The sequence below is a fragment of the Bifidobacterium simiarum genome (genome assembly GCF_002802905.1).
GTDB classification, from domain to species: domain Bacteria; phylum Actinomycetota; class Actinomycetes; order Actinomycetales; family Bifidobacteriaceae; genus Galliscardovia; species Galliscardovia simiarum.
The window spans coordinates 60454-78925 of record NZ_PEBK01000006.1 but is presented as its reverse complement, the minus strand read 5'-3'; the positions used below and the strand labels follow the sequence as shown (position 1 = coordinate 78925).

General features: G+C 67.0%; 13 protein-coding genes and 1 pseudogene. 4 read left to right on the top strand and 10 right to left on the bottom strand.

Annotated features, from left to right (window positions below):
* Positions 1-32 precede the first annotated feature (32 nt).
* The 4 genes and pseudogenes from CSQ87_RS07090 to CSQ87_RS07075 form a co-directional block, all read right to left on the bottom strand.
* Positions 33-1541, bottom strand: a pseudogene (locus CSQ87_RS07090) (DEAD/DEAH box helicase); the annotation flags it as partial.
* 358 nt (positions 1542-1899) lie between these two features.
* The gene (locus CSQ87_RS07085) at positions 1900-2604 is read right to left on the bottom strand and encodes an SDR family oxidoreductase (protein WP_100513180.1); all 705 of its coding nucleotides are present in this window, start codon (positions 2602-2604) and stop codon (positions 1900-1902) included.
* 105 nt (positions 2605-2709) lie between these two features.
* On the bottom strand, positions 2710-3537 hold the full coding sequence (locus CSQ87_RS07080; protein ID WP_100513179.1) for a histidine phosphatase family protein: 828 nt from the start codon (positions 3535-3537) through the stop codon (positions 2710-2712).
* Between the two features lie 260 nt (positions 3538-3797).
* Positions 3798-4775 (bottom strand): AEC family transporter, encoded by a 978-nt coding sequence (locus tag CSQ87_RS07075; protein WP_100513178.1) that lies wholly within the window; start codon positions 4773-4775, stop codon positions 3798-3800.
* Positions 4776-4982: 207 nt separating this feature from the next.
* Between CSQ87_RS07075 and CSQ87_RS07070 the strand changes: the two genes are divergently transcribed.
* Positions 4983-5462, top strand: a complete 480-nt coding sequence (locus CSQ87_RS07070; RefSeq protein ID WP_100513177.1) for a hypothetical protein — start codon at positions 4983-4985, stop codon at positions 5460-5462.
* On the opposite strand, the gene CSQ87_RS07065 is transcribed toward CSQ87_RS07070, so the two are convergent.
* Positions 5440-6369 carry a DMT family transporter gene (locus tag CSQ87_RS07065; RefSeq protein WP_243388872.1) on the bottom strand — a complete coding sequence of 310 codons (930 nt, stop codon included), beginning with the start codon at positions 6367-6369 and terminating at the stop codon, positions 5440-5442. The genes CSQ87_RS07070 and CSQ87_RS07065 overlap by 23 nt on opposite strands.
* 107 nt (positions 6370-6476) lie before the next feature.
* On the opposite strand from CSQ87_RS07065, the gene CSQ87_RS07060 reads away from it, so the two are divergent.
* Positions 6477-7274 (top strand): SDR family NAD(P)-dependent oxidoreductase, encoded by a 798-nt coding sequence (locus CSQ87_RS07060; RefSeq protein WP_100513175.1) that lies wholly within the window; start codon positions 6477-6479, stop codon positions 7272-7274.
* A gap of 16 nt (positions 7275-7290) precedes the next feature.
* On the opposite strand, the gene CSQ87_RS07055 is transcribed toward CSQ87_RS07060, so the two are convergent.
* From CSQ87_RS07055 to CSQ87_RS07040, 4 genes are all read right to left on the bottom strand, one after another.
* Complete coding sequence (locus tag CSQ87_RS07055) at positions 7291-10770, bottom strand: ATP-binding protein (RefSeq protein ID WP_100513174.1); 3480 nt, start codon at positions 10768-10770, stop codon at positions 7291-7293.
* Positions 10767-11516, bottom strand: a complete 750-nt coding sequence (locus CSQ87_RS07050; RefSeq protein ID WP_100513279.1) for a DUF4194 domain-containing protein — start codon at positions 11514-11516, stop codon at positions 10767-10769. Before CSQ87_RS07050 ends, CSQ87_RS07055 begins: the two co-directional genes overlap by 4 nt.
* Positions 11517-11527: 11 nt before the next feature.
* On the bottom strand, positions 11528-13096 hold the full coding sequence (locus CSQ87_RS07045; protein ID WP_207761115.1) for a DUF3375 domain-containing protein: 1569 nt from the start codon (positions 13094-13096) through the stop codon (positions 11528-11530).
* Positions 13097-13292: 196 nt separating this feature from the next.
* On the bottom strand, positions 13293-13610 hold the full coding sequence (locus tag CSQ87_RS07040; RefSeq protein WP_100513173.1) for a DUF2316 family protein: 318 nt from the start codon (positions 13608-13610) through the stop codon (positions 13293-13295).
* A gap of 107 nt (positions 13611-13717) precedes the next feature.
* Here CSQ87_RS07040 and CSQ87_RS07035 point away from each other — a divergent pair, with 107 nt between their 5' ends.
* The gene (locus tag CSQ87_RS07035) at positions 13718-14083 is read left to right on the top strand and encodes a phage holin family protein (RefSeq protein ID WP_100513172.1); all 366 of its coding nucleotides are present in this window, start codon (positions 13718-13720) and stop codon (positions 14081-14083) included.
* Between the two features lie 59 nt (positions 14084-14142).
* A complete protein-coding gene (locus tag CSQ87_RS07030) occupies positions 14143-14925 on the top strand; it encodes an SOS response-associated peptidase (RefSeq protein ID WP_100513171.1) in 783 nt (260 codons plus the stop codon).
* A gap of 80 nt (positions 14926-15005) precedes the next feature.
* Here the strand turns inward: CSQ87_RS07030 and CSQ87_RS07025 are convergent, their stop codons facing one another.
* Positions 15006-18449, bottom strand: coding sequence for a Swt1 family HEPN domain-containing protein (locus CSQ87_RS07025; RefSeq protein WP_100513170.1), 3444 nt, complete (start codon positions 18447-18449; stop codon positions 15006-15008).
* Between the last annotated feature and the right edge of the window lie 23 nt (positions 18450-18472).

The following is an 18472-nucleotide window of genomic DNA, read 5'->3' as shown; positions in this document are numbered from 1 at the left end:
ATGCGGAACGGCACGGAACGCTTGCGGCTCTTGTTGCGACGGTGCTGCATGGGGTTGCGCTCGCCGCGCGAACGTTCGGCACCGGAGTTCCGGCGGGCGTTCATCCGACGTTCGTGACGCTTGGCGTCCTCACCGCGCTCGTCGCTGACCACACGGATCGGCTTGCGATGGATCCGCTTGCCGCCCTGGCCTTGACGGGAATCGTGGCGTCCGGCGTCATGACGGTCGGCACGGCCCCGTCCGCGGCCACGTCCCTCGCCCACGGCATGGGAACGCTTCGGCTTCAGCGGGGACAGCTCCCAGTGATCGACCTTCTCGGCGCGCTGGCCCACCAGCTCCAGCACCTCGGGCGAATCGTGGGTCACCTCCACCGGCTTCGCCTTGATGCCCGCCCGGCGCAGCATGGTGCGCGTCTCGCGCCGCTGCTCGGGCAGCACGAGCGTCACCACGTCGCCGGCGTGACCGGCGCGGGCGGTACGTCCGGAACGATGCAGGAACGACTTGGGGTCGGCCGGGGGCTCCACTTGCACCACCAGCTCCACGCCGGACACGTCGATGCCTCGCGCGGCCACGTCGGTGGCCACCATCACGCGCACCTCGCCCGACTCGAACGCCGCGAGATTGCGGTCACGCTGGTTCTGGCTGAGGTTGCCGTGCAGCTCGGCGGCGGGGATGCCGTTCTTCGTGAGGTTCTTGGCGAGCTTCTTCGCCTGGAACTTGGTGCGGGTGAACAGGATCCGCTTGCCGGTGCCGGAGGCCAGCGTACGCACCAGCTCATGCTTGTCGGCATGGGTGGTCTCGAACACATGGTGGGTCATCTCGTCCACGCTGGCGGTGGCCGAATCGACGGCATGCTCCTTGGGATCGTCGAGGAACTTCTCGACCAGCGCGTCGACGCCGTGGTCGAGCGTGGCCGAGAACAGCATGCACTGGGAGTCGAACGCGATCTGGGCGAGCAGACGGTCCACCGCGGGCAGGAAGCCCATGTCGGCCATCTCGTCGGCCTCGTCGAGCACCGCGATCTCCACGGATTCGAGGGACAGCACATGCTGGCCGAGCAGGTCCTCCAGTCGTCCGGGGCATGCCACGATGATCTCGGCGCCGGCGCGCAGCTCGCGCTCCTGACGGCTCTGCTTGACGCCGCCGTAGATGGTGGCCGTCGTCATGCCGTAGGCCTGCGCCAGCGGGGCGAGCACCTCGTTGATCTGGTTGGCCAGCTCGCGCGTGGGGGCCAGCACCATGCCGCGCGGATGCGGGATGCGTTCGGCGCTCACCCGCCTGCGGGATTGGGCGAGGCGGGCCACCAGCGGAATCGAGAACGCGAGGGTCTTGCCGGAGCCGGTGCGGCCGCGGCCCAGCACGTCGCGGCCGGCCAGCGAATCGGGCAGGGTGTCGGCCTGGATCGGGAAGGCCTCCCGCTTGCCGTCCCGGGCGAGCACGCGGACCAGCGGCCCGGGCACGCCCAGCTGCGCGAAGGTGGGGGCCGGCCGCTCGTCGTCATGCGAATCGTTCCGCGAATCGTCATACGGGGATCCGGTCATGTCGGCACCGGTCATGATCGGCTCATCGGCCACGCCGAGTCCGGTCACGTTCGTCTTCGTTCTCTCGTTCCGCCCGGCCCTGTCGCGCTGTCCGGACCTGCGGCCCTTGCCGCCTGCATTCGTCCTGCCGTCGTTCTTCCTGGCGTTGTTCGTCTTGCTGTTGTTCGTCTTGGTATGGTTCGTCTTATTCGGGGACACAGTGATCTTTCGTCTCATCGGCATCGCGTGATCTACGCAAACCTGACCACTATACCCCATCACGGGAACAGACGGCCCCGTCCCCTTGACGGGCAAGAGGGACGGGGCCGATCACGCGGGACCGGCCACACGTCGCCGGACCGTGTCCCGCCGCCGGGCCTCACGAATTGCGTTCGATGCGGATGTCGGAGACCGTGAGGTTCGCGTCGTTGACGAGGTTGAACAGGATCACCCGCGCCAGCTCGTCGGGACGCATGAAGGAATGCTGCTTCTCCAGCGACACGTAGTCGCGGCTCTCGCGGTAGAAGTCCGTGTCGATGCCGCCCGGATACACGCCGACGATCTTCACGTCGGTGCCCTTGTACGCGGCCTGCAGGCTCTTCGTGTATCCCTTCTCGCCCCATTTCGCCGCGCAGTACACCGACTCGTTGGCGTTGCCCCTCGTGGCCGCGGTGCTCATCACGTTGGCGATCTTCACGGCCCGCTCCCCCGTGGCCTTCAGCGTCTCGACCGACCACAGGATCATGCCCCTGAGCCCCTTGAGGCACTTGTCCACGTCGGCGGCCTCGTAGGCGGTCGGCGTCTTGAACGAGGGCTGTCCGGCGTTGTTGATCAGCAGGTCGATGTGCCCCTCGGCGGCGACGCGGCCGACCGATTCGCGGGTGAACGCCTCGTCCGTCACGTCGCCGACGAAGCCGAGATACCCCTCGCCGAACCGGCCGTCCAGATCGGCCATGGCCTCGGCGTTGAAGTCGATGTTGGCCACGAGCCATCCGGCGTCGTGCAGCTGCCGGACGAATTCGAGTCCGAGGCCGGAGGCGCCTCCGGTCACGATGGCGATGCGCCTGCCCTGCGAATCGGTCATGATGGGTCCTTTCCCTGCGTGTTCCCGCGACTATGCGGCTATGCGACGTCCCCATTGTCCGTCAAACGCCATGGTCCGTCAAACGTTCGACCCAAGCGTTCAACGTCAGCGGGCGAACTGGGTGAGGTGCGGGTCCACGGAGTGCACCACGTCCACCAGATCGCCGTTGCTCAGCATCGGCCGCTGGAACTCGCGCCACTCGTCCACCTTGACCTCCCAGCGGCCGGTCTGCGCGTTGAGCACCGGACGCGCGGTCTGCTCCCAGCGCACGCGCTGCGAGGTCCTGCCGGTGTTCGGGTCGCGTCGCGAATAGTGGAAGCAGGTGCAGTTGGTGATCTTCCATTCGTCCGAATCGGAGCGACGCAGGAACTCCTCGTCGGAGATGTCCTCCAGGGTGAGCATGAGCGCCAGCATGAAGTCGCCGTGGGAGACGGCCACCACCGACTCGGCCTCGGCACGGCGGTTGAGCGAGGTGAGCAGGTTGTGCACGCGATCCTCGGCCACGTCGGCGATCGACTCGCCTGCCGGCGGCCGCCAGTAGAGCGGGTCGGTGCGCTTGAACATCCAGTTGCGCGGATAGTTGTCGCGGAACACCTGCTGGGTGACGGTGCTGATCTCGCCCCACGAGCGTTCGCGCAGCACGCGCGTCTCCTCCCACTTGGCCTTGGGCAGCGCCATCGTGGCGGCGGTCTCGCGGGTGCGCACGTACGGCGAGACCAGATACCGGTCGAACAGCTGCTGCTGGGAGACCAGCCAACGGCCGATGCAGTCGGCCTGCTTGCGTCCGGTGGCAGTGAGCCTCCACGACCGGTCCGGCACGGTCACGTTGTCCTGCGTGTACAGCGAGTCGTCGCCCTGCTGCCCGGCTTCGACGATCACGTTCGCCTCCGATTCGCCGTGTCGGATCACATACAGGTCCAAAGGCATTCCCATAAGCGCTGCTCCTCGTTTCGTTGTTCGGTACGCTCACTGCGACGGCCGCCGGTCGTCCGATGCGGTCCTTCGACGCGGTCGTTCGGTACGATCGGTCGGCACGGTCGCCCTGCGGAGCCTCCTGCGGCCCCGGCGTCGCATTCGCATGGTTCCACGGTACCGGCATCCGCGGCCCGATCGCGGCCACGACCCGGCCGATCGCAAGAATTCACCTGACGGCAAAGCCGGATTCACCGCGGTCACGGGCAGCACGGCCGCGGTCAGAACACCACGTACGAAACAGCGGTGAGCGTGAACAGGCTGGCCAGCGTGGTGATCAGCACGAGGCCGATGGCGTATTCGGGCATGTTGCGCTCACGCTCGGCGAACATCACCAGGGCCGACATCGTCGGCAGACCGGACATCAGGGTCATCATGTGCACCATGTCCGGGGCGATCCGGCCCAGCCCCAGCATCGGCGGCACCAGCGTGAACAGGTAGTAGAACATGATCGGGAAGGCCAGCATCTTCACCGCGATGCCGACGTAGAGCTCGTATTTGCGCAGGATGGGCGTCCAGTCGCGCAGCGCGAACAGGCCGCCGATGTAGATCATCGACAGCGGCGTGGAGACCGCGCCGACGGTGTGCAGCGGGCTGAGCACCTGCTGCGGGACGGGGATGCCCGCGATGATGATCGCCAGCGCCAGGAACACCGCGACCAGCGCGGGACTGACGAAGCTGAGCAGACGCTGCCCCCACGAGGTCGCGGGCCGTTCGTCGGCGCGGCTGGACCGGTTCGCGAGGGGCTTGGTGATCCACACGCCGTACGTCCACAGCAGACACTGGTCGACCACCGACATCAGGGCGAAGTACAGGGCGCCGCGGCCGGGGAACAGCGCCAGAGCGAGCGGTAGGCCGATGAATCCCGCGTTGCCGAAGATGAAGCCGCCCTGAAAGATCCGGCCCCGCTCCCCCGGCAGGCGCAGGACGACGGCCAGCAGGCGGAACAGGCCGATGAGCAGCGCGTACATGACGACGGTCATGACGATGACGGCGAACGAGGCGACCAGATCGTCGCGGGTGGTGCCCGACACCGCGTTGGCGAACACCAGCGTGGGGATGCCGACCTTGAGGATCAGCTGGCACATGCCGTCCAGCGCCTTCTGCCCGTAGACGTGGGCCTTGATGCAGATGAACCCGATCACCAGCATGACGGCGAAGCCGATGAGCTGATCAAGCACGATGAAGAACTGCTGCAACGAATCTCCCTTCCTCCGTTCGTCCCCGTAGCACTCTACTCCTCGGATCCGCCGGCATGTGACGCGGCGGATCCGGAGCCGACATGCGACGCGGCGGGTGCGGAGCCGACATGGCGGATACGTCCGTCGCTCAAGCGGTCGACGGCGTCGTGCGGGAGCCGGTATGGTGGGAAGGGTACGGATATCACCAAGCCAAAGGGGGATGACATGGGACTGTTCGATTTCGCCAGGGATGCGCTGGCCGGAGCCCTTTCGGGGGCCACGGACATGGCGCAGGAGCATCTGTCGCAGGTGACGGACGCGGTGCCGCAGATTCAGGATCTGGTGGATCAGGTGACCGGCGGCGCGGCGGACTCCCTGCAAGGCGGGCTTCAGAGCCTGCAGGATCAGTCGGGCGAGGTAGGCGCACAGGCGGGAGACGCGGCCCAGCAGCTGGCCGACGGCGCGCAGCAGTTCACCGACGGTGCGCAGCAGTTCACCGACACGGCGGCGCAGACGGCGGGCGACGCCGCTGGGTCACTGACGGATGCCGCCGGATCGCTGACGGATACCGCTGCGGGTCTTTCCGATGCCCTGCCTCAGGTCGGCGACGCCCTGCCGCAGGCGGCCGAGGCCCTGAACGGGCTGGGCAATTCGGGCGATCTGGGCGGCCTCGCCGACCACGTCAGGAATCTGTTCGGGAACTGACCGCGTGCCGCTTCGGCAATTGTAGTTCGGACAGGAGGATCGCGCCGAAGATCAGCGCGAAGCCGACCATCGTGTGGGAGGTCAGCCGCTCGCCGTAGAACACCATCGAGGCGAGCACGCCGAAGATGCATTCGGTACTCAGGATGATCGACGCCTGCGAGGTAGGGACCTTCTGCACGGCGATGGTCTGGAACATCTGGCCGATGATCGTCGAGCCGATCACCAGATACGCGAATCCGCCGATGATCTCGGGGGTGGCCCACGACGCCTGCGGCATGCCCTCGGTGAGGAACGCGCCGCCGACGAACAGCACCGTGCAGAACGCGAATTCGAGGAAGATCAGGCCCACGGCGTCGTAGCTGCGGCCGAGCATGCCGATGATCACCAGGTTCAGCGCGTAGAACACCGCGGACATGATGGTGATGCCGTCGAAGAAGCTGACGTGGAACAGTTCGGCGCCGCCGGTGCCGCTGAGCGAAACGAAGCCGAGGCCGACGATGCACACGAACGCAGCCACGATATGCTGCCAGCCGGGACGCCGGCGGGTGATGGCCCAGATCAGGAACGGCACCATCACGCAGTAGGTGTCCACGAGGAACGAATTGCGGCCCGGGGGCATGCCCTCGAGGCCCTTGAGCTGGAACATGAAGCCCAGCCAGTAGGTGACAGCCAGCGCGATGCACGGGATGATGTACCGGCGCAGGTGGATGCGGCGAAGCTTCGGCAGGGAGATCAGGCCGAGCAGCAGCGCCGCGAAGAACATGCGGATGCCCATCATCCACTGCGTGGTGATGGACGCCTGAATGAATTTGAGGATCGTATAGCCGGATCCCCATACCGCCGCGTTCACCACCAGCATCGCCCGCGCCACGCCGGGCGTGATCTGAAAGCCTTTCTTCTCACTCACAGCGCACTACGCTATCGCAGTCGGACGGTAAGCCACGCCGAAAACCGATCATTTCATCCGCCGTACACATCCACGGCGTGTCGCCATGCGACGCGTACAGTGGGATCATGGCTTACGCATTGATCACGGGTGCCTCGAGCGGCATCGGGTACGAACTGGCGGAACTGTTCGCTCGGCATGGACACGATGTCGTGCTCACGGCCCGCAACGAGACGAAGCTTAGGCGGCTGGCGGCACGGCTCGGCGACAAATACGGCGTACACGCGATATCGTATGCGATAGACCTCGGCGGGACCGACGCGGCCGCGAAACTGCACGCCTTCACGACGCAGCGCGGCCTTGACGTGCGGTATCTGGTCAACAACGCCGGGTTCGCCGAATGGTCGACGTTCCTCGACATGCCGATCGAACGCGTCGACGAAATGCTGCGGGTAAACGTGACGGCGCTCACCGAACTGGCCCACCGCTACGGCCGCGACATGCGCCGGGCGGGCGGCGGGCGGATCCTCAACGTCTCGTCGGTCGCCTCGATGATGGCCGGCCCGTACATGGCCACCTACTTCGCCTCCAAGGCGTACGTGCGCTCGTTCTCCGAGGCGCTCGCCTACGAGCTGAAGGGTTCGGGAGTGAGCGTCACCTGCGTGTGCCCCGGACCCACGACCACCGGCTTCGCCGCCGCCGCGCACATGGCCGGCATCAACTTCTTCACCCTGACCCGCCCGGCCACGGCCCGGCAGCTCGCCGAATACGCCTACCGGTCGATGATGCGGGGCCGCACACTCGCCTACCACGGTCCGACCACCATGGCCGGCGCCCTCGCCGAACGGCTGCTGCCCCGGGCCGTGACCCGCCGGATCGCCGCGGTCATGAACGGCGGCGACCCCTCGCGGGCTCACAGGCGCTAGGCAGGGTTCGCGAACGCTAGGCGGCTGCGTCGTCGGCCGTCTCCAGCGACGCCTCCTGCAGGTAGGAGCGGCCCGTGTCGAGATCCCGGTAGGCCACGTACGCCCTGTCGGCCACGCCGAGGATCTCCGCGGTCTTGCTTTCCGGCGCGGAGACGATGACCTGGAACCCGAGCCTCGGCAGCACCGACAGCGCGCGCTGCGTGTACCGTCCGTCGGCCTTGATCAGCGCCTCGTCGAGAAACAGCGTGGCGTAGGTGGGCTGGCCGCTCATGCCGCCGCCGAGCAGATAGATCAGCGCCGCACCGTAGACGAACGAAGTCAGCTCCTGCAGGGCGCCGCCGGAGCGTCCGCCCGTGGAGGAGATGCGTTCGTCCGGGCCGTCCTCGTGATGCACGATCGCATGGAACGACGACCGGCAGCGCGGATCGAGGTTCCTCGCCCCGTAGCTCCTGATGCCGTTCGCGTCACGCACCTGATCGAGCTCCTGACGGAGCCGTTCGATCATCGGGGCGCAGGAGGCGAACAGCCGGCGGACGTCGCCGTCATCGCCCGCACCGTCGGTCTCATCGGCACCCCGGCGACGGGCCTCGAGCCGGTTCATCACACGCCTGAGCTGCCCGGTGAACGTCGGATCGGGACGACGCACGTCGGCATGCAGCGACAGGCTGCCATGCCTCGGACCGAACCGCTGGCCGACCAGCATCGCGTTGATGCGCTCCAGCTGATCGTCGATGTCCCTGGCATCGGTGTCGATCGCACGGTTGAGCTGGGTGAAGTCCATGAGCAGCTTGTCCAGGCAGTTGGCGTACTCCCCGTCCGTGGCATCCGTGGCCGCCAGGGCCTCCAGACCGTTCAGCTCATCAAGGTAGAACCGGTAGTCCCCGATGTCGTCGGTCAGCGCATCGTCGTCCGGCGCATACCGTTCCCGATAGGAGGCCATGCGCAGCTCCACCGACGCCCTCGCCTCGTCGGCGCCCCGCCGCAGCGAGGCGATCCGCCCGCGCACGTCATCGGCGATACCGGCGACGAGCCTGACGCCGAACGTCTCCCCCGTGCCGCCGACGCCGACGATGACGTGCGCGCGGTCCTCGGACCGCAGCACGCCGGAAAGACCGCGCTCATACGCCTCCGCCATCGTCCCGACGATCTCCTCGGACAGTCCGGCATCGCCGGTCTTGTCCCCATCCGGACCGGCCCCATGGGATTCCATCCACCGCCGGGCCGCCTCCAGGGCCGCGTCCGTGGCGTCGAGGTCGGATTCGACGCGGGTGACCCGCCGGCTCGCCTCGTCACGCCGGCGAACCAGCCGGTCCCGCTGTTCGGCGAGCCGCGACATCTCGGGATCCTCCCGACGCTCGTCGATCCGTTCGGCGAGCTCGGCGACGCGACGGCGGGCACCGTCCTCGTCCACCTTGTCCCACGTCGTGTACGCCAGCCGATCGGCCAGCTCATGCCGCGCCCGGAGCGCACCGATCCGTTCCCTGACGTCGCGATACCGGCCGTCGGCCTCATGCAGCCCGTCCTCGACCTCGTCGATCCGCCGCTGCAGCTGATCGAGATACGACTCGTTCACGAACCCGATGATCGCGTGCATGCCCTTCGTACCGTGGTAGCCGCGATCCGACGACTTGATCTGCCCGTCACGCTGCACCTGCCGTTCGTCACGGTTCGCATCGTCGATGGCCTCCACGCACCGGGCGTCGAACCGCGCGGACCGGGTACGCGTCCGCACCCAGTCGCGGAACGGGGAGTCCTCGCGATACCGCAGCCGGTCGGACAGCCATCCGCCGTCCTCATCGGCCTCATGCCCGTCCCCGACGTCGACCGCATCCGCATCCTCAAAACCAGCCGTCCCGGTGTCCACGAACGTCCACGTCCGCCGTGGCATCAGCGACGGATCGATGCCGCTCACCTTCGCGGCGAACCCCTCCTCATGCCGGCGATCCACCAGAATCGTCCTGGCGATCTGCCCGTACGCCACGTTCATGGCGGTACGCCACTGCTCGTCCTCCTCGCGCACGTCCATGAGCTCGGCCACATACGGCAGCTCCTCGGCGGGCAGCCCCACCGCCTTGGCCAGCAGGGCGCGGGACTCGTCCATCGACTGGGTGATGCGCGTACGCCGAGACCGCTGACGGTCCCGGTCCCGCCTCAGCGACGCGAGCCGGTCCTCGATCCGACCGCGCTCGCCGATGACGCCGTCGCGCTCATGTTCGAGCCGCTCCATCTCGTCGGCGTATCGTTCCTCGGACCCGGCCAGCTCCCGCCTTGTCCGATCCCAGGATTCGCCGTCCTGCGGCATGTCCAGCCCGGCGGCACGGAACCGGTCCCCGAGCCGACCGCGCAGGGCCTGCGCCTCGGCGGCCGCGTCCTTCGCCTGATCGAGCTCGGTCTCCAGCCGGTGCAGGTCGCCACCGTCAAGGCCGCGCATCCGCACGCCGATCTCGTCGATTCGGTCCTGCAGTTCCTTCGCCTCGCGCCTCGCCAGCTCGAGTTCGCGGGCATGTTCGTCACGGTCCCGCTCATCCACGGGGATCCGCTCCCTGACCTCTCCGGCCATGCGCCGCCGCGTCCACTCCCGTATGGCCGCCAAGCCCGTCTCTGAGTCCGGGTCCACGCGAGCCCATGCCCCGGCGTCATCGTCGGCCCGTTCGTAGCGCCCGTAGGCGTCCTTCACGTCGCGCAGCAGCGCCATGCGGCGCATCTTGTCCTCGATGCTGTGGAAGTTCTCGTCGTAGCGTTCGTAGTCGTCGACGGCGGCGCGCGCGAGGGTCAGGGCTTCGGGCACGCCGAGCACGCCCTGCTTGAAGATGTCGTCCAGCCGGGAGGGGGCGTCGGAGGATTGGATGCGGTGCAGCATGCGGCAGGCCTCGGCGCTGAGCCCCATGATGCGCCAGATGTGGGCATGGAAGGCCTCGGCGTTGGGGAAGGTGAGGCATCCCGGGTAGGTGGCCCTGATCTGCGCGGCGGTGAACGGGGTGTCGCGATGGGCGTCCATGAGCCTGGGATCGATGGGCTCGGACGAGACGACGTACTGCCGACGCAGGTCGTTGCGGGCGTCCCCGGCGGCGCAGTAGAGGAACTTGCCGCAGGAGAGGCGTTCGCCGCCGTTGCGGTTCACGTAGGTGTCCACGATGGCGCCCCATACGGCCTGCGGGGAGCCGTCGGCGGCGCGGCCGCGCAGATAGATCGGCCGGTCCGCGTCCCCGCCGTCGCTGACGCCCAGCATGCCGCGCAGATACGTGTAGTCGTTGCGTTCGGACCGTCCGGTGTTGGAGGCCTTGTTGAACGGGGTGCCCGTGGGGTACAGCAGCGAGATCTGGGCGTCGACGAGCGTGGACTTGCCGGATTCGCTGGCGCCGGTGAGCAGGGTGACGGGGTTGGCGTCGGCGGTGGAGGGGCGGAATTCGTGGTAGCCGTCATAGGAGCCCCAGTTGACGATCCGCCGGCTTTCCAGCATCCAGCGGTCGGCGACGATCTGCATGTCCTGTCTCATCGGTCGGTGTCCTCCTGCCGTCGTGCGGGCTGCCCCTGTGTCGTCTGCTGCGGTGTCATCGTCTGCTGTGGTGCCGCATCGGCGGCTCCCCCGCCCGGCGTACGATCGGCCTCGCCGAGCCACAGGTCGGCCAGTTCGCGGTCCAGCACGACCGGCACCAGCGGGGTGATGCGGTACATGCCGTCCTGGTCGTCCAGCCGTTCGAGGTACCCGTAGGTGATCATCGTGGAGACGGTGATCGAGAGCTTGCGCATCACGCCCTCCTCGTCGTTGCGGCCGGCGAGGTATCCGGCCCCCGTGGTCAGGGCGGCGCGGATCTCCTCGAAGCTGACCAGCCACTGGTCGGCCTCGGTACGCACATTGTCGTATTCGAGGACGCGGATGCGCAGGAACGCCAGCAGGGAGGCCTCCTCGCGGGTGAGGCTGACGCGGGTCTTGAGCGCGCGCATCGTCAGTCCTGGCTCGTTGACGGGCGTGGCGTACATGATGCGGTAGCGGGTGTCGGTCACGGGGACGAGCAGGTCGTCGTTGAGCGATCGGGTGACGGCATCGATGTTGTCGCGGGCGATGTCGTACAGGTCCCCGCTGATGTAGCGGTCTCGTTTGAGGGCGATGGCGGCCATGCGGGCGTCGGCGGGCATGTCGCTGGTGTCGCCTTCGAACAGGGCTTCGGGGTTGGAGGCCCCTGCGGCGTCGGATTCGGTCTGTTCGGCTGATTCGACCCGTTCAGCTGATTCGGTGGTCATGATGGGGTTCGTCATCCTTCCTGTTCGATGGCGGCGAGGGTTTCGGGCGTGGCGAGGATCGGCCGGGTACGCCACAGGCGCGGGGTGCCGTCAATCGAGACGCAGTGCCATATGACGGTGTCGGCGGCGGCTCTTCCGGCATCGCCGCAGTCGGTATCAGCACGTTCGGCATCGGCACGGCTGGCGTGCAGTGCACCGAGGAAGCCGATGATCTCGCTTTCCCGACGTTCCATCTCGGGCAGCCGGTTGAAGCTGGCCGCCACGTCCACGGCGCCGTCGTCGGTGCGCACGGCGTATGGGTCGCGGCCGATCAGCGCGGTCATATGCTTCAGTCTCGGTCCGCCGATCTCGATCATGGCCGTAAGGTCCGGGGCCTTGCCGACGGGGGCGTCCTGCTCCGTCAGGCCGGGTGTCGCACTGCGAGTCATGGCGCGTGCGGGCCGCGTGGGCAGTCCGGCGAGACGGACCGACCCCACGTCGGTATGGTATGGCGTGGCCGGATCGTCGGGGGTGTTTCTGGCTTCGGTGTTGAGGGTGACGAACAGCCGGTTGAGGCGGCTGAGCATCGTACGGTACCGGGTGTCGGTCTGCTGGCGGACGAGCCGGCTGACGGCTTCGTCGGAGACGCGCATCTGCCGGCGCACGTCCTCGATGCCGTCGTAGATGCGGGCGAGTTCGGCCTTGACCTGATTGAGCAACGTCCTCGATTCGCCCGCAAGATACGGGGTCTTCGCGATGGACCGCATGGCGTCGTCGATCTGCCGGCGCCCCTCGTCGGTGACGATCACCTGGAAGGCGTCCTCGAAACGCCGGCCGCTGTCGGACTCGCGGAAGGATCGGCGGTATTCGTCGTGGTAGGTGGTGAGGATCTCGTCCACGGTCATGGTGCCCGACTGCATGCGGCGGCGCAGCATGTCGCCGTTGTCACGCTCGGTCAGGGCGAGTTCGCGCAGGTCGATGGGCACGCCGCGCAGGGTGTTGTGCACCACGGCGATGATGTCCTCCACCTGCTGACCGTCCAGCTGCGGATGGGTTTCGCCGCTGCGGATGCGCTCGATCTGGCGTTGGCGGTCCTCGATCTCCCGGGTGAGCAGGTCGATGCGTTCGGCCGGGTCGGCGGTCAGCTTCATGCGGGCGTGCTCGATCTCCATGATGATGCTGTTGGCCTGCGCGCCGGACAGCGTACGGGTGTCGTCCTCGAGCCGGTCGAGCGCCTCGATCGCCCGGTGGGCGCGTGCGGTGAGCCGATAGAGGAAGCGGTGCGAGGCGACGTCCAACGAATTGGCCAGCCACGCGTAGTCGCCGTCGCCTTCGCGGGTGAGTTCGGCGAGGATCCGGCTCGCGGCGTCGGTCGTGGTCTCGTCGTCCCTGAGCGTGACGTCACCGGACTCGATCAGGGCGTCCAGCCCCTGGACGAACCGGTCCTCGAGGATCTCCCTCGGCAGCTCACCGGTGAGCGGGTCGAAGGCGGAGCGCAGCAACGCCACGTAGATCATCGAATTCGGCCGCAGGAGCAGACGGAGTACCCCCGTTTCGTAGACCGGTCTGAGCCGCTCCATCTCCCGTCTGATCTCACCCAACGGCAGTCCTCTTTCCCGTTCCGTTCCGCCCGATTCCATGACCGTCGGCGGGGTGTAAGCCTCCACGGCCACCGACGTCGGTATAGAACCTAGCATACGTCGGCATGGCCTGCGGGACCGGAACCGACAGACCCTGCAAAACCGACAGGCCCTGCGGAACCGACAGACCCGGGCGAGGCGTCAATGCCGAACGGAGTCAGCGTCCGACGGAGTCGGCGTCGATCACGGCGGCGTCGATCACCCTGCCGTCGAGGAACCAATAGTCGTGCGGGTCGCCGCGCAATGCGGTGAACGGCGTGAGCTCGACGTCCTGCTCGGCGGCCCGGTCGAGCAGGTATCCGCGGATGATCCACGGGTATTCCAGTACGCCCGATTCCAGATTGACGATGGTCTCGATGACGGTGCCGGGGACGTGGAACGCACGGCCGATGTCGTCGGCGTCCAGTCCCAGACGACGCATATTCTCCCGGAATTCGCGGATGGTGGCGGCACGTTGCGCCGTGGTCAGTGACATATGCGGATCCTCCCTGTGACTCTGGCAGCCGTGGTTCCGGCAGCCGGCCTTATCCTACCGCCACTCCTGATCGGGAGCGGTGTGATCGACGGTGGCATAATCGGGATATGAGTCGATTTCTTTCCCGATGGCTGGTATTGACGATCGCGGCGGGCGTGATGGTGGCGCTGCTGCCCGGCATGGAGGCGGTCGGCAAGCCGCCGATTCTCGGCATCGCCGCGTTCGCCCTGTTTCTGGCGCTCATCAACGCGTCGATCAAACCGATCGTGCATCTGATCGCCCTGCCGATCTCCCTGCTGAGCTTCGGCCTGTTCGCGCTGGTGCTCAACTGGCTGCTCATGGAACTCGCCTCATGGCTGGCGATGACGCTGTTCGACGTGGGCGTGATCATCCACGGGTTCCTGTGGGCGGTGCTCGGCTCGCTGATCATGTCGATCGTCTCCGGCATCGTCAACGCCGTGATCGGCGACTAGGCGGCTACCAGCAGGTTCCGTTGGACGATGACACAGCCGAACGATGACTGAGGTGGAGCATGTGCCGACGATTCGCCCTTGATCTGGACTGGGACGCCGCCGCCCGGCTCTTCGACGTGGACGACGATGGGATCGACGCCGCCGCCCTGCCGGCGCCATCGTATGATTTCGCGCCGAGGCAACGCATCGCGCTCGTGGCGCAGGGACGGGACGGCCGGCGGTACCTGACCGGAGCGCACTGGTCGCTCATCCCCCGCCACAGCATGACCTTCGAACTGCCCTACCCCACATACAACGCCCGCGTGGAGTCGGCGGGAAGCAAACCCACGTTCGCCGAATCCACACGCCATATGCGGGCGATCATCCCCGCCACCGGATACTACGAGTGGCATGGACGCCGCCCGTTCTACTTCCACGCGCCCGACTTCCATGCACACGATGGCACTGATGCGTCCGGCGACTCGCCTGACAACGGATCCCATGACGGCACGTTGACGATGGCAGGCACGCTGGCGATGGCAGGACTGTATTCGTGGTGGCGGGATCCCGCCGGCGGCCCGTGGAGGCTCACCGCCACGATCGTCACCTGCCCGGCCGTCGACGGGCCGTCCACCGTGCACGACCGCATGCCCATGCTGGTGCCGGCGGACATGACCGCCGCATGGCTGAACCCCACGATCGACGGCAACACCCTGCTGGAACCGGTCCGCGAGCGCGGCACCGACCTCTCCCGCCGCCTTCGCTTCCACGAGGTCGCACCCCTGCCCGAGCCGGAGGCCAGCCCGCACGACCGCAGTCTCATCGCCCCGCTCATCCGCCCGGAACAGCCGAGACTGTTCTAGGCGGTCGCAGTCTAGGCGGTTACGGTCTAGGCGGTTGCCGTTGCGGCCGGCCGTACCATGATGCCGGCCGCAGCGTACTGTCAGTCCTCTTCGAATCCGGAGTTGCCGAAGTTGAGGTTTCCGGCGTTGCCGTCGATGATGCGGATGGCGTTCTTGTCGAAGCCGTTGGGTTCCTCGGCGAGGATCTCCAGACTGAGGGAGATTGTGGCGCCGGCGAGCCGCAGCTGGTCGAGGATTCCCTCGTTGATGCGGGCGAGGTCACGGTTGAGCGAATCCGGATCGAGGCTGACGGTGCCGTAGTAGCGGGTCTTTTTGGCCACCGTTGGCATCACGCAACCTGACGGTTCCGAAGGCTCTTCCGTTCGATTCCCCTGTTCACCCGGCCTGACATGTTTCGGGCGGCGGCCGGTCAGTCGCTCGTGTTCGGAACCGGGGTCGGTGAGCTCGTTCGTCTGGGTTTCGACGTGGGAGTTTCGGCTCTCTTCCTCTTCCGCACGAGTTGCCTCCAGATCGGCCATCGCCGTATCCCAGTCCACGATGAGCGTGGAGTCGGTGACATGCACCGCCTTCTGCGAGGTGTTGGTCACGCCGGGAACGACGAGGTTCTGGAAGTGGCCGGATCCTTCGTAACGGCCGGAGGCGACGGCGAACCGGTCATCGGCGGTCATCGCAGCACTGGTCACGTCCTCGATGGCGTGATCGAACACCTCGCGGTCGGCCAGACGCTGCATGTACGGGAACCGGGTGATGCAGTCCCATACCGTCTTTGCCGGCAGCACGCCGTCGACGAATGCGGACGCCAGATACTGGTGGATATCGTAGCCGAGCGTGCCGGGCGCATAGTGGTCGCTAAGCGCGTCCTCTTCCTGTAGACGGCTGCCGGTGCGTTCGGCCATCGAGTCGCCGCCGCTGTCGGAAATGCGCATGTCGGCCAGTCGGTAGGCGCTTCTGGGGTCGAGCTGTTCGGGGTAGAGGCACCAGCAGTAGGCGTTGCGTACGCGTTCGCTCAACGTCCTGTCGAAGCCTGCCACGGCGTTTCTGGCCTGTTCGACCTGCTGACGGGTGAGGTTGAGCCGCACCTCGTCCTCGGTCACGCGCTTCCAACCGAGGTAGGATCTGGCTGCGTCCTCGGCGAAGCCGAGCAGATTGCGGTCGGCGGCGAGGAACACGAGCATGTTGCGGTTGGCGCGTTGGGCCGATCCGCGATGTTCGATCGCGTCGCGCACCCACTGCTTGGCTTCGGACGATTCGCCTTCGCCCTTGGCGACGGCCCATTTCGGGTGCATGATGACGAGGGTGACCTGATCGACGTCCGGGATGCCGTCGGTGCCATCCGGTGCGACGCAGACTCGGCGGAACTTGCCGCGATGGCCCGATGCGCCCTCCGACTGGAGTCGGGAGACGATTTCGTTGTAGACGCTGGCCGGGTCCTCGCGCAGACGGTCGGCGTAGTCGCGCGCGGTCTTGGTGATGGACGGCTGGAGGCTGTACCGGTAGGTGGCGCCTTCCACGAAGAAGTACGTGGATCGCTGTTCGAGCTGGCTGACGGCGGTGCCGAAGTTGCCGTACACGTCGCCGGGCATGGCGGTGCCCAGCCACACGTTCTGCACGCCGATCCCCCGGTTGGGCAGGCCGGCGCGTGGCGCGGAGCCCATGAACACGGTGCGGGAGATGCGCTGGGTGAGCGCGCGCTGGCCGAGCGCCGGCCGGTCGTTGTCGATCTGCGCGGCCGTGGACTGCGAACCGGATACGTCCGTGTCGATGATGGCCTTCCACGAGTCCGGCAGGTACTGGGCGAGGTTCGAGTAGATGGTTTCGGAGTCCAACGGCACGTTGCCGGGCAGGATCAGCGGACTGGAGTCGTTCGACGCCCACAGCTCGTGGATGATGGACGACACCAGCGTCAGCACGCCGCGTGTGCGCTGGAAGCTCTCCAGACTCGACCAGTCCTCGTACAGGCGGTCCAGCAGCTCCGGATGCAGTGGGTACGAGGCGCGGATGCGTTTGTCGTAGTCCGTGCCGGTCGCATCGGTCGGATACGACTTCGGGTCGGCGCGATACATGTCCACGAACCGCTTGGCCGTGAGCGCGATCTGCGCCTGCGCTTCCGCATCAGGTTCCTCGAACAGGCGCTTGCGCACGATTTCGAACGATTCGTCGCGCGTGGAGGGCCGCCACTGGTCGGCCTTGCGGCGCACGATCATCTGCAGCCGTTTCAACGCCTCCTGACCGTTTTCGCCGCCGACTTCCAGGTTGGAGGCCTTGCCGCCGTTCTCGGATGCGGGAATGGAGACCACGAGCATGCAGTGCGGCACCGAGGCCGCGGCCTCGGTCAACGTCTGGGCAAAGGTGAACTGGTCGTCGAACGTGCCGGCGGGCAGATCGTCACGGCCCACGAGCTGACGTGCATACGACACCCATTCGTCGATGAGGATGAGGCATGGGCTGTACCGGCGCAGCAGCTGATTGAGGGAATCGGCCGGCGGTTTGCCCGCCCGGTCGTTTTCGGCGACCATCGCGTAGCCTTCCGCACCGCCGAGCTGCCATGCGAGCTCGCCCCAGATGGTATGCACCTGCGTGCCGTCAGGCTTGACGCTGGGTTTGGCGACGTTGAGCTTGTCGCCCACGATGGCGGCACGTCGAACCGTACCCGGATCCCACGCCGATACGCCGAGTCCGGCGACGAGGTTCTGCACGTCGGACGACAGGTTCACGACCGATCGCTCCCCGAACAGGTGATACAGCGCGAGCAGCGAGTGGGTCTTGCCGCCGCCGAAGTTGGTCTGCAGGTTCACCACGGGCGAGCCGCTGTTGTCGCCTGTGAGACGGCGGATGGCACGGGTGAGCAGGTCACGCAGGCCTTCGGTCAGGTAGGTGCGGTTGTAGAATTCGACCGGGTCGCCGTACGCGTTGCCCGGTTCGCACGCGGTCTTCGAGATCGCCACATCGTACAGGTTCGCGGCGAATTCGGATGTGGTGAACCGGCCCGTGGCCACGTCCGTATGCGGGGTGATGACCTCGCGCCACGGCTTCATGCCCTGCGTGGGGTCCACGGAGATGATCTTGCGCTGGCTGGCCTTGCGCGTGTGGTCCTCGTACACGGTGCGCTGCAGGGTGTCGCGCAGACCGCGCACGTCGTCGGCCGAGTCCGGCGCGTCCACGGCCCGCAGCAGCAGTTCGATGGTGCTCAGGGCTCGGATGGTCTCGTCCGACGTGAACGGCTGGCTGTGCGCCCACTGGTTACGGGTTTCGCGCAGCTCGGAGGCATACGACTGCTGAGCGCGTGAGAGGATGCCGTTGAACTCGCGCCCGTATTCGGTGATGGCGCGCAGCTGCACCTGCACGTCGTTCTTGCTCAGCGTACGCAACGGCGTACCGTACTTGTGCTGGTCGGCGAGCGCCCATGCGCCGGTCCAATCCGGCGTGCGGTACACGCGCTGCATCACGTCGTCGACCGGGTCCAGCAGTCCTTCGGAAAGGAAGTCGAACGCCTTGCCGACGCGATCCCTGTTGTTCATTGCCATGATGGAACTCCTTTGATCCCGAA

Excerpts from the sequence above, each read along its gene's own strand:
- CSQ87_RS07030 (WP_100513171.1), top strand. The coding sequence starts at position 14,143 with ATGTGCCGACGATTCGCCCTTGATCTGGACTGGGACGCCGCCGCCCGG.
- CSQ87_RS07040 (WP_100513173.1), bottom strand. The coding sequence starts at position 13,610 with ATGTCACTGACCACGGCGCAACGTGCCGCCACCATCCGCGAATTCCGG.
- CSQ87_RS07070 (WP_100513177.1), top strand. The coding sequence starts at position 4,983 with ATGGGACTGTTCGATTTCGCCAGGGATGCGCTGGCCGGAGCCCTTTCG.
- CSQ87_RS07025 (WP_100513170.1), bottom strand. The coding sequence starts at position 18,449 with ATGGCAATGAACAACAGGGATCGCGTCGGCAAGGCGTTCGACTTCCTT.
- CSQ87_RS07080 (WP_100513179.1), bottom strand. The coding sequence starts at position 3,537 with ATGGGAATGCCTTTGGACCTGTATGTGATCCGACACGGCGAATCGGAG.
- CSQ87_RS07035 (WP_100513172.1), top strand. The coding sequence starts at position 13,718 with ATGAGTCGATTTCTTTCCCGATGGCTGGTATTGACGATCGCGGCGGGC.
- CSQ87_RS07050 (WP_100513279.1), bottom strand. The coding sequence starts at position 11,516 with ATGACCACCGAATCAGCTGAACGGGTCGAATCAGCCGAACAGACCGAA.
- CSQ87_RS07085 (WP_100513180.1), bottom strand. The coding sequence starts at position 2,604 with ATGACCGATTCGCAGGGCAGGCGCATCGCCATCGTGACCGGAGGCGCC.
- CSQ87_RS07055 (WP_100513174.1), bottom strand. The coding sequence starts at position 10,770 with ATGAGACAGGACATGCAGATCGTCGCCGACCGCTGGATGCTGGAAAGC.
- CSQ87_RS07060 (WP_100513175.1), top strand. The coding sequence starts at position 6,477 with ATGGCTTACGCATTGATCACGGGTGCCTCGAGCGGCATCGGGTACGAA.